The 11,763-nt window shown below is 38.4% G+C and carries 11 protein-coding genes; 9 read left to right on the forward strand and 2 right to left on the reverse strand.

Going from position 1 to position 11,763, the window contains the following annotated elements:
* Window positions 1–3 precede the first annotated feature (3 nt).
* Window positions 4–477 (reverse strand): MarR family winged helix-turn-helix transcriptional regulator, encoded by a 474-nt coding sequence (locus BUA11_RS04265; protein ID WP_084634354.1) that lies wholly within the window; start codon window positions 475–477, stop codon window positions 4–6.
* A 275-nt stretch (window positions 478–752) separates the two neighbouring features.
* Here BUA11_RS04265 and BUA11_RS04270 point away from each other — a divergent pair, with 275 nt between their 5' ends.
* The 9 genes from BUA11_RS04270 (at window position 753) to ftsH (ending at window position 11,339) form a co-directional block, all read left to right on the forward strand.
* Window positions 753–1,199, forward strand: a complete 447-nt coding sequence (locus tag BUA11_RS04270) for a hypothetical protein (protein WP_072758676.1) — start codon at window positions 753–755, stop codon at window positions 1,197–1,199.
* A 67-nt stretch (window positions 1,200–1,266) separates the two neighbouring features.
* A complete protein-coding gene (gene ruvB, locus BUA11_RS04275; RefSeq protein WP_245789516.1) occupies window positions 1,267–2,262 on the forward strand; it encodes a Holliday junction branch migration DNA helicase RuvB in 996 nt (331 codons plus the stop codon).
* Window positions 2,252–2,953 carry a YggS family pyridoxal phosphate-dependent enzyme gene (locus BUA11_RS04280; RefSeq protein WP_245789508.1) on the forward strand — a complete coding sequence of 234 codons (702 nt, stop codon included), beginning with the start codon at window positions 2,252–2,254 and terminating at the stop codon, window positions 2,951–2,953. Before ruvB ends, BUA11_RS04280 begins: the two co-directional genes overlap by 11 nt.
* 3 nt (window positions 2,954–2,956) lie before the next feature.
* Entirely contained in the window at window positions 2,957–3,253 is a 297-nt protein-coding gene (locus BUA11_RS04285; RefSeq protein ID WP_072758680.1) for a YggT family protein, read from the forward strand.
* The gene (locus BUA11_RS04290) at window positions 3,250–4,041 is read left to right on the forward strand and encodes an NAD(+) kinase (protein WP_072758682.1); all 792 of its coding nucleotides are present in this window, start codon (window positions 3,250–3,252) and stop codon (window positions 4,039–4,041) included. The genes BUA11_RS04285 and BUA11_RS04290 overlap by 4 nt, the downstream gene beginning before the upstream one ends.
* A gap of 30 nt (window positions 4,042–4,071) precedes the next feature.
* Window positions 4,072–4,767 (forward strand): phosphate signaling complex PhoU family protein, encoded by a 696-nt coding sequence (locus BUA11_RS04295; RefSeq protein ID WP_072758684.1) that lies wholly within the window; start codon window positions 4,072–4,074, stop codon window positions 4,765–4,767.
* Window positions 4,768–4,819: 52 nt separating this feature from the next.
* Window positions 4,820–8,155, forward strand: a complete 3,336-nt coding sequence (locus BUA11_RS04300) for a YjgP/YjgQ family permease (protein ID WP_072758686.1) — start codon at window positions 4,820–4,822, stop codon at window positions 8,153–8,155.
* Between the two features lie 6 nt (window positions 8,156–8,161).
* On the forward strand, window positions 8,162–9,517 hold the full coding sequence (tilS, locus tag BUA11_RS04305) for a tRNA lysidine(34) synthetase TilS (protein ID WP_084634356.1): 1,356 nt from the start codon (window positions 8,162–8,164) through the stop codon (window positions 9,515–9,517).
* Entirely contained in the window at window positions 9,507–11,339 is a 1,833-nt protein-coding gene (gene ftsH / locus BUA11_RS04310; protein ID WP_072758688.1) for an ATP-dependent zinc metalloprotease FtsH, read from the forward strand. The genes tilS and ftsH overlap by 11 nt, the downstream gene beginning before the upstream one ends.
* A 123-nt stretch (window positions 11,340–11,462) precedes the next feature.
* Here ftsH and BUA11_RS10555 read toward each other — a convergent pair whose 3' ends face one another.
* Complete coding sequence (locus tag BUA11_RS10555) at window positions 11,463–11,642, reverse strand: IS1/IS1595 family N-terminal zinc-binding domain-containing protein (protein WP_425432312.1); 180 nt, start codon at window positions 11,640–11,642, stop codon at window positions 11,463–11,465.
* Window positions 11,643–11,763 lie beyond the last annotated feature (121 nt).

Below are 11,763 nucleotides of genomic sequence, written 5' to 3' on the forward strand. Positions count from 1 at the left end.
GTTTCACTCTCCCTTATATGAACTGCATGGTTTATCTTGTACTCTGCTAAGGAGGTTAGATTTCATCCTGTTCAAGAGCGTTCTTAATATATTCTTGTCACTTTCCGTGAAATCTGTTAGAACCAATTTTTCAACGTCGAACAAAATATTCCTAAGTCTCTGAATTAGAGCGTTTGCTTTCTCAGTTGGATAAACACGTGAGATTCTTCTATCCTTTTCGTCTTGAACACGGTAGACAAAACCTGCTTTCTCCATTCTTCTCAACATAATTGCAATGGTGCCAGGTTCAACTCCTATAATTTTAGCTATCTCTTTTTGACTCAGGCCAGGGTTTCGTTTGAGCAAGAAGAGTATTGGAATCTGACCGGGGTGAACATTAAATCCCCTTAGAGTTCTCTCATGTACATATTTGTAGACAAGTCTCTGGATAGTGTTTAGGTTCATTAGCACGGTATCTCTTTCAAAAATCTCATCCAATTTTCAACACCTCCTATGTAAGCATTGTATTTCTTTATTATTGAGATGTACTATAATAAGACATATAATTATTAGACGTATAATTATACTATCACGAAATTATTCGATGTCAATAATGATGTTTTGAAAGTACTGAAATCAAATAGAATACTATCTTCAAAGCATTAAAGATTCTAAAAAGGTCGAAGTGTGGTATAATTATAAAAGAAATTCTGCTCCTGGAGGAATGAAGTATAAAGAAGAATTGGGTTAAGAACATTACGGTTTCTCGTGTTTTGTCAATTGCACTACTAATAATATTTGTACTGTCTGTGCTGTTTCTCGGAATTTCGTTAAAAACTCTCCATGGTGCCTTTAAGAGGGTTGAATCAGTAAAGGCGAATTTTGTTGTTGATAATTGCTACAAAAAAGGTATCACGTTAGTTTTTAGAGCAAATTTGAACATTCTGGCAAATGACATTGAACACAATGTCGAGATTATACAACTAAGAATATACAATTCGAATGGTAGATACCTCGGGAGCTGGACTAAAGATGGGGCTGTTCCTGAAGATTTCGTTTTTACAATATCTAATGTTCACTTATTCGATGGAAAAGATAAAATGAAAGGTGAAAGAATAACTATAGACGGTTTTGTTAAAGTGAAATTGAATATTGGCCGTTATGGTATGAGGCTTAATTTGCCAGTGAACGCAGAGGTGAGCATTAGTGAAGAAAAATAAGGCATTTGATGAATTTCAGGCAAATGTGTTAAACGAACTAAATGTTGGAGTGACTGAACAAGATAGGATATTTTCACCCGAGAGAACAGTATACGATACTTACTCACTCAGGCCGAAGTATCTCTCCGAATATATAGGGCAGGAAAACATCAAGGAACGCTTAAAACTCGCTATTTCTGCTTCAAAAATACGAGGGGAACAGTTGGACCACGTTTTATTGGCTGGTCCTCCTGGTTTAGGAAAAACAACGCTTGCGAATGTAATTGCCAACGAGCTTGGAGCAAATATCCACATAACGAGTGGGCCAATTCTTGAAAAGCAAGGGGATTTGGCTGCTATTCTAACAAATTTGGAAAGCGGAGATGTGCTGTTTATAGATGAAATCCACAGGATGAATAGAAGTGTGGAAGAAATACTCTACTCGGCTATGGAAGATTATCAGATTGACATAATGATCGGAAAAGGACCTGCGGCGAGATCTATAAGGGTGGAGTTACAGCCTTTTACTTTGATCGGTGCTACCACCCGGAGCGGACTTTTGACATCTCCTCTTCGAAATAGGTTTGGAATGATATTCGAGATGAGCTTCTACACGGAAAACGAGCTGAAGCTCATAATTACCCGCGCAGCGGGACTTATGGGAGTAACTATCGACGATGAGTCAGCTTTTTTAATAGCTAAGCGGTCCAGAGGAACTCCAAGAATTGCTTTAAGACTGTTAAAAAGAGTTAGAGATTTAAGCACAGTTAGAAATATGACACATATCAATTCACAGATCGTAGGCGAGGTTATGGAACTTTTGAAAATCGATGAATATGGTCTTGATGAGATGGATAGGAAAATTTTGCGGTTGATTATCGATGTTTACAAGGGTGGACCTGTTGGTTTGAAGTCTCTTGCCGCCTCTTTGGGTGTGACCGAAGACACGATAGCGGAAGTCTATGAACCTTTCCTCGTTCAAAGTGGATTTGTTGCAAGGACTGCAAGGGGCAGGATTGCAACAGAAAAAGCCTATAAATACTTTGGAATAAACAATTATGGAGGGTTGTTCAGTGAACCTTGAAGAGCAGATACGCCAAAATTATTCAAACATAATCGAGAATATAAAAATAAGCGCACAAAAAGTTGGCAGAAGTTCTGAAGATATTCGAATCGTTGCCGTTACAAAAACACATCCAGTTGATGCTATCAGAGCAGCGATACAGGCCGGATTAAGTGTCTTTGGAGAGAATTATGCACAGGAACTGCGTGAGAAGGCCGAACTGTTAAAAGGCGAGAATATTGAGTGGCATTTTATTGGTCGAATACAAACTAACAAGTTAAAATACATCGTTCCAGTAGCTACGTTAATTCACTCAGTTTATAGAATTGAGGAAGTTAGAGAAATAGACAAAATCGCAAAGAAATTGTTGAAAATACAAGATATTTTGATTGAAGTAAATGTCTCGGGAGAAGGAACTAAAGGTGGCCTGAAACCTGAGGAAGTTTTTGATTTCTTGAACAACATCCGCCACTATGAAAATATTCGCGTTAAGGGTTTGATGACAATGGCACCATACGTGGATCCAGAAGAGACGAGACCATATTTTAAAAAATTGAGGGAACTGAGGAATGAATTGCTAAAGGAATTTTCAGATATAAGTGAGCTTTCGATGGGGATGACAAATGATTATTGGATTGCAGTTGAAGAGGGGGCTACTATTCTTAGAATTGGAACTGCGATATTCGGAGAGAGAAAATACAAGGGGGAGTGAAAGATGTTTATACTCGGTAATTTTTTCTATGCAGTTGGTGTAGTACTTCGTGTTGCAATAAATTTTGAAGTCACTGTTATTATCATCGCAGCGATATTGAGTTGGATACCGCAGATTTATCAGTTTCGCATTTACCATATTTTAAGAGGTTTAGCTGATTTGGTTGAAAAACAAATAAGAAAGATCGTACCACCAATTGGATATATAGATATAACTCCTTTAATTGCGATTTTGTTGCTCATATTTTTGGATAGATTTTTAGCTCAGTCACTTATCGATCTTGGGTGGAGATTAAGGTGAAGATAGGCATCTTTTACCGAACCGACTATTTTAAAGCTGCTGAAGTCGTCTATAGTGCACTTAAAGATGAATTTGAAATATCGTTCTTCAAAGATTCTTCCGAGAATTTTCAGCCTGAAAGCAACGTTAGTGTCGTTCTGTCGGTTGGAGGAGACGGTACGGTACTAAGGACATTGAAGAAAGTTCAATGCCCAGTCTTAGGAATAAAGGCTGGTAGACTGGGATTCTTTTCTGGGTATTTACTAAATGAAATCGATAAGCTTGTTAAGGATTTGAAAAGTTGGAACTTTATCGAAGACAAGCGCTGGGTTTTAAGAATAGAATCTGAAGGTTTGAACTATTTTGCAATTAACGATGCCGTACTCCTAAAAAATGTTGAGCAAAAAATTGTAGATTTCCTTGTGGAAATGAAAGATGGGACATTTTACTATCATGCCGATGGCCTTGTCGTCAGCACTCCAACAGGTTCTTCTGCTTATGCTTTAGCCCTTGGTGGACCTATAATGCTTCCAAATGTCGAGGCTTTCGAAATCACGCCGATTGCTCCCCAGTTTTTGGCGACAAGAAGTTTAGTTATCCCAAGTAGCGAGAAAATACGCATTTCCGCCAACGAACCTGTCAATTTAGTTCTTGATGGAGACATTCTTTTTAGAACAAATGAGATATTCGTGAAGAAATGCACAAGAAACATAGTGCTGTTGCGCCCTAAAACTTACGATTTTTCAACATCTATTAAGGAAAAAATTGGATATGGAAAGCTCATTCTCGGGAATGGGAATCAGGTTTAATTATAAAAAATAGACTGCAAGGTGATATTCATGAAGTGGTTAATGAGAGAGGAGCTTGAAGAACTTAAAAAATTAGTTATGAAACAGGGATGGTATGTAGAAGACCTGCTCCATAACTGCTCTGAAGCGTTTAAGGAACGTGATGCGAATTTAGCACGCGAGATTGAACAAAATTACTGGGATGTCTACAAGAATTACTTAGACATTTTGGAGTTTTCACAGTTGATTTATGGGATGTTTTCGCCGGATAGGCGAGATCTCAGGTTTATCTCAGGATCAGTGGTTATTTCTAAAATACTTCTTGACGTCGCCGATAGAATAAGGGATATATCTGATGATATCGTTAAACTAACGAAAGAACCTGACATAAATCAGAGCATCGCGCTTCCGGACATGTTCAAATTTGCTCAGCGCATGCTGCGCAAATCATTACGAATATACGTAGACCAAAATCTCGAAGGAGCACCCGCTGTATGTTCGCAAGATGCACTTATGGATGAATCGCACGAGAGATTCAGCGATGATGTTATAAAACTAATTCAGGACAACCCGAGGATAATTCGCAGAGGTTTAACACTGATGGACATTTCAAGAGCATTAGAAGAGATTTCTGATTACTCAGTACAGATAATTGAGACAACCCATTATATCATGACTGCTAAGTATTATACGTGCTATAGAGATGAACTCAGGGAATTTTCAATCGATATGTTTAAGAAATTCTGACTTAGACGATTTGACCTTTAGCATACCGAATTCCACAGTGGGGTGAATTGTTTTGAAAACTCTAACAAAATACGTACTCAAACAGTCTTTAAAACCGTTCTTTATGGGGCTCGGCGGTTTCATAGTATTCGTTAGTGTTGAGTGGTTGTACCAGATTTCAGACTACATAATTAGAAACAGAGTTGATATATCAAAATTGTTCCTTTTTGTGTTGTATAATCTTCCTTATTTCACGGTCCTTGGCATTCCAGTTGGGGTTTTGTTTGCTATATTCTGGGTCATCAGTGAAATGTATACCAATAGAGAGATAACAGCAATCCTTGTACACGGCATATCGTCAAAACGTTTAGTAACACCGTTCGTTATTTTATCCATTATACTCGGCTTTTTTGCATGGTTAATGAACGATTACGTTGTTCCCAACGCAAATTATAAATCCTCGCAAGTTTTGAATCAGTACATATTGCAGTCACCGGAAACAGTGGTCAAGACAAACATGTTAGTTGAGTTAGAAAAAGATGTTTATTTCTATGTGAAAGAGTACAACAAACAAGCAGGTGAATTGTCCGACGTCGTGCTTTTTAGGAACGAAGAAGGTAACGAGCAGATTTTGACGTCTAAGAAGGTTATTAAGAAAAGTGATGGATGGTATCTTTTGGATGGAAATATGTACATAGTCGAACTCGAATCTGGTTTTCTCAAATTGGATATGCAGTTCAAGGAAATGAAACTTGACGTGGCTGGCGAGATAGAACAGATGCTAAGAGCTTATAAAACCACGCGCGATAAGACTTCTAAAGAACTTCGTGAGCAACTTGAGACATATAAGAAACTCGGTATTAATACTGCAAGCTTAGTTGTTGAACTTCACCAAAGGTACGCAAATGCTCTTGGATCTTTGGTGATCGTGCTGATAGGCTTACCTCTTTCTCTGCTTTTTGGGTTCACCAGCAGGTCTTGGAGTGTAATATTAACATTCTTGATAGTTGTTCTTTATCAGGGTTCTGGGGCATGGTTATCTGGAATGGGTAAGGAGGGGCTTCTTGATCCAGTTTTAGCGACCTGGCTGCCAAATATATTCTTCTCGATCGTCGGCTTTTTCATGTACATTCTGATGGATACGCCGTTTGCTTATAAGGTACGCGAGATTTTAAACAGGCTCTTCATCATCTTAGCTATCATGACTGTTTTTGGAATGGTTCTCGGTTCAACAGGCTTTGCTGGAGATGTCAAGATAAAAGCTCAATCATTTACCATATCTGAGAGTCACGCGTTTATTGAAGGAAAGATAGTTATTGAATGGGATAGATACAGAATTGAATGCGATGAGGCAACGGCAACACTTTTGGATGGAAAAGTAAAGTCGATACTCGCTGCAGGAAATATAAATTTTTTCGATGGTGATAGAAAGTACGTGGCAAAGTATCTCAATTATGAGTTTGAAACTGAAAGAGGAATAATCTTAAATGCCAGGACTGTCTACAATTACGATTATAAGGGTAAAAAAGTACCTATTTACCTTTCGGGCACATCGATTGAATTGCAGGAAGCAACGGAAAGCAAGAACGAAGTTATAATTGAAGATCCTCAACTTACAACGTGCAACTTAGAGGAACCACATTACGTGATATTATCTGACGAAGTGTACGTGCTTGAAAATAAGTACATCATTGCTAAAAATTCCTTTCTAATAGTTCTCGGTGTTCCCATTTTTCCTTACCCTGTTTTCTTAACCAAACTCGAAGGTACCGCACCATATTCATTTTCTGTAGTCTTTGGAAACACACTTGCCGTAACACAGACTTTTTCGTTCTCAGCAAATAATTGGAACAACACTTTATCTCTAACAACAGATTCAATAACCTTTACGGCAGAGAACTCAAAGAACAAGAGTGAGAAAATTACTTATGATTCAAAGAACGACAGGTTTGAATTTTCCATAATGCCTATAACATATAGATATTCTAAGGGTTCCGTGTACTACAAGCTCGATGGGATTGTTTTTTTAGAAGGCAATTTTATCAATGCATCGAATTATTATCATAAACTTGGGCTCAATTTGCAGTCTCAGAATGTATACTTCAAACCATACTTAATGTACGATGGGAAAACGACAGATTCCATAATATACCTAAATGGCGGAGTTAAGAGCTTGGATCTGAGCATACTTAACGACAACAAATTCTTGCTAAACTTAGACAGTGTTGTTCGTTTACAAACAGACGGTTATCTGACATCACTTGATAAGCCCTGGTCTAATTATTATCAGACAAGATACAGCCTTAATGTCAATAACAATCTCATTAGATATAGCCTGAACCTTGGCGGTGACATAAGGAACAATGGAGAAAACAGAACACTTAATTATACTTATCAACTTCCTTGGAATTCGAGAATTGATCAGCTATCGATAGATTTTCTATACAAATTTAACATTAAGTGGGTTTCTAACATAACTACATCGAAGAACGAGTCTTTTGGGCTTTCTGATAATTATACTTTGAGCTCGAGTTATAACGTTGGTCCGTTTAGAGTGACGGGTTCTTGGGAGCAAACCTATGCTTTTCTTGATGAGCCTACGAGTACTAACAGAAATCTTGTGAGACTTAGTACTTCTATCAATTCAAAAAACATTAGTACTTCTTTAATAAGAAGCTTTGATTTTGTAACTGGTAAACAGCTTCCGGACAATTACACTATTAACTATTCTCAAGATTTTGGTCCAATGAATATCAATGGTTCGATTACCGGAACTTACGATAACGTTAATAAGAAACTCGGGAATGAGAATATCTCAATTAGTACTACATTCAAAGATTTTCAAACAAGTTACACACTCCAGTACACTATAACCCCCGGAAAACCTGTTTCCAACTTTGTGCACAATTTTAAATACTCTAATCTCACCACCACCTTGTACCAAGAGAACGATTTCGTAAAGAGAGCGATTGTATCCGGTTCTTTTGCACTCCTTGACTATTCAGCAAAACTTAGTGCAAACTATTCTGTACAATCCAGAGAGTCTCAACCAAACTACAGTTTTACTTTAAGTCTTGAAAAGAAGGATGAGAAGTATATTCTTTCGTACAACACCGATAACACTAAGAAATATGTCTTCGAGACACAATTAAAAACGCTTGACCCGAACATATCGTTGAAACTAAGATACAATCCTGAAGAAAATAAAATAGAAAGCGGGAACGTCGTTCTGGATAAATCGTTGCACTGCTGGCGGTTAAGCTTTGGCATTGACTTCTCCTATAAGAGCACAAGTTCTGTCTTTGATTATGTAGACAAAGTAACGTTCAAGTTCTACCTTACCGATATACCTGACATTTTCTTCTTTTTGAATCCTAAGGAAGGGCAGTTCCAATTTAGCGGGAAGTGATGTGGTATGATGTTTTCCGACTTATCGAGCCAAAAGGGTAAAAATGAACACGGTGGAATGTTTGAGAGGTTTGAGGGTATTGTAAGAAAATACGCTCCCACGGAAGTTTCATTTTTACTTGCTGTTTCAGGCGGTGTGGACTCCATAGTTATGCTTGATTTGTTTATTCGGTTAAAAGCTAAGAGACAGCTGAAAATTGGTGTAGCAACCTTCAACCATAAACTTAGAAAAGAAGCAGATGAAGAAGTTGAATTCGTAAAAAAGTTCTGTGAAGACCATTCCATACCATTCTATACAGCTTGTGCAGATGTAAAAGCTTATGCTTACATTAATAAACTATCCTTAGAAGAAGCAGCAAGGATTTTGAGATACGAATTTCTCCATTCGGTTAAGAACTCTTACGGATACAATTTAATAGCCACAGCACATAATCTGAACGACTTGCTTGAAACAATTATTCTACGTCTTGCAAAGGGAACTGGACCATTTGGCATGGTTGGGCTCAAACCGCTGAGTGGAGAACACCTACGCCCACTTCTCTTTTTTACTCGTGAGGAGATAGAGAGTTACGCGATAGCAAGAAATCTTACTTTCTTTACAGACGCTTCGAATTTTGATGAAAGATACGAGAGAAACTATATAAGGCACCGGATTGTTCCGCTTCTGAGAAAGTTGAACCCATCAATAGAAAGAGCCGCAGAATCCTTAGCGCAAAGCACGTGGAAACTGGATGAATACATTGAGAGCGTAGTAGAAAAGACAGAAAGGTTTCGTACGAACGATCGATTGTTTTTTAAGTTAAGCGAAGATAGATACATTCAGATAGAACAGGTCAGGCGTTTTGCGATGGAGTTTTTCGGTAAACCGCTCGACAGGGAAAAGATAGAAAGATTCGAAAATGCGAAATCAAAATCATTTAAAGTTTCATTCTGGAGAAATTTGGGAATGGAGGTTTCTCACGGATGGGTCATGATGGGTGATATTATTTCGCATGAACGGTTTGAATATACTTTAACAATAGAAAGACATGGTAATGAAACTATATTTTGTCCAAATGAAAAGAGATATTATATCAATGGGTACTTTATAGAATTTATAAACCGTGATATAATGTTACCGTACGGTGTTGACAAAATTGTTCTAATAGTGAGGAATTGGATGGAAGGTGATAGAACGCTGGAAGGGAAGAAGGTAAAGGAAGTGTTCAACGAAAGAAAAGTGCCGACGTTTCTGCGGAGAATGATACCTTTAATTGAGTACAACGACAAAATTGTTTTTATACCGCATATTTACAAATCAAGATTTCTCGATAGTTTAAATATTCAGGTTGTAGTGAAAGGAGGTTTTGGTATTGAATCGTAGCATTGGCTCTATAATCTTTCTGATACTAATAGCTCTCTCGCTGTTTTGGATATACGAAGGATTTGTCAACTCGAAGAGTGCTATTGAAGTCAATATGAGTTATAGTGATTTCGTGAAGCGAATGGGTGATGGAGAAACCGATATCGCGAAAGTTACTATCAAAGACGATGGTAATTTAAGAGTGGAAACGAAAAATGGAAGGCTGTATTCCGTATATGCTCCATGGTTTAGGTATGACATAGAGAAAATTAACAAACTTGTGGAGTACGGAGTAGTGGTAGATGGTGAGAAAAGCGTAGATAGTAGTATTTGGATTAACGTTATTGGAAACGCCGCATTTATTATTCTCACAATCATTTTGTTTGCATTCATCATACGTGGACTTGGTAGAGGAAATAATCAGGCATTTACATTCACCAAGAGCAGAGCCGAGAAGGTAGGTCCTAACAAAATCAAGGTAACATTCAAAGATGTTGCTGGTGTTGATGAAGCAGTTGAGGAACTGAAAGAAACCGTTGATTTCTTGAAAAATCCAGGGAAGTTCTCTAAGATAGGTGCTCGCATGCCAAAGGGTATACTCCTTGTTGGACCTCCGGGAACTGGTAAGACGCTACTTGCTCGTGCCGTTGCCGGTGAAGCAAATGTTCCGTTCTTTCATATAAGCGGTTCAGACTTTGTTGAACTCTTTGTCGGTGTTGGTGCAGCAAGGGTTAGAGATCTATTTGAGCAGGCCAAGTCAAGCGCACCATGCATTGTATTTATAGACGAAATTGATGCGGTTGGAAGGCACAGAGGAGCAGGTCTTGGTGGCGGTCACGATGAAAGAGAGCAGACACTGAACCAATTGCTCGTTGAGATGGATGGATTCGACATCAATCAAGGTATTGTGGTTATGGCTGCAACGAACCGTCCAGATATCTTAGACCCGGCATTACTTAGACCTGGAAGGTTTGACAAAAAAGTGGTTGTAGATCCACCTGATGTGAAAGGTCGGGAGGCAATCCTAAAGATACATTTGAGGAATAAACCTATAGAAAAAGACGTTGATGTTGGCATCCTTGCTAAGAGAACGATAGGATTCGTTGGTGCGGACCTCGAGAATCTAGTCAACGAAGCTGCGCTGCTGGCAGCTCGCGCAGGAAGAAACGTTATAAATATGGAAGATTTTGAAGAGGCAATAGACAGAGTTATCGCAGGACCTGCGAGAAAGTCACGAATCATTTCAGAAAAGCAGAAGAAGATAGTCGCGTACCATGAAGTAGGCCATGCGATAATAGGTTCTTCATTACCTAATGCTGATCCCGTTCACAGGATATCGATTACTCCAAGGGGTTATGCAGCTCTCGGATACACACTACACCTACCAGCCGAAGATAAATATCTGGTGAGTAAGAATGAATTGCTAGACAATATCACAACATTACTCGGTGGTAGAGCAGCAGAAGAGATTGTATTTGGCGATTTCACAAGCGGTGCTGCCAATGATATCGAAAGGGCTACTGAAATAGCCAGAAAGATGGTTTGTGAATATGGTATGAGTGAAAGCTTCGGACCTCTCGCATGGGGAAAGACTGAACAAGAAGTTTTCCTTGGAAAAGAATTAACGAGAATAAGGAATTACAGCGAAGATGTAGCGAAACTAATTGACCATGAGATTCAAAAGATAGTCATGACGTGCTATAACAGGGCAAAAGAAATACTTGAAAATAACAGGGAAAAGATGGAGAAAATAGTCAACATACTCCTTGAAAGAGAAGTAATGAGTGGAGAAGAACTGAGGGCTTTGCTTAACGGTGGAACAGAATCCCTTGAAACTGTTTAAACTGTCTAAGGACTGCTCTCTATTAATGTTCTTAAAGATAGTGTTAACTTGTAGTGATGAAAGAGTGTAAGTGTGAAAGAATGAGATTGATATTACCATTGTGCGTTTTCCAAAAATTCTTGACTACCCAAAAACCTTAGACCTACCACAAGAAGGGCATTTGGGATAAGGGAAAGAGAAGTTTTTGTGTTTGTGAGAATGGGAAAGTTTGAAGGAATGATGGCAGAGTTTGCAAAGGAATTGTTGGTTACCGTATTTGTCATGACCGTTTTTGTAAAAGCTGGTGGAATAACGTTTTGGCAAGAGAGCATTGAGTTATCCCTATCGGGATACCTCCTTTGTCAAGAGTAGGTTGGGGGGTGTCCCATCTTTATAAGAATAATGCGGTTTTTGGAAAGTTTCAATACTTTTAGTTAACATTATC

Origin of the sequence: Fervidobacterium gondwanense DSM 13020 (assembly GCF_900143265.1) — a bacterium.
GTDB lineage: Bacteria > Thermotogota > Thermotogae > Thermotogales > Fervidobacteriaceae > Fervidobacterium > Fervidobacterium gondwanense.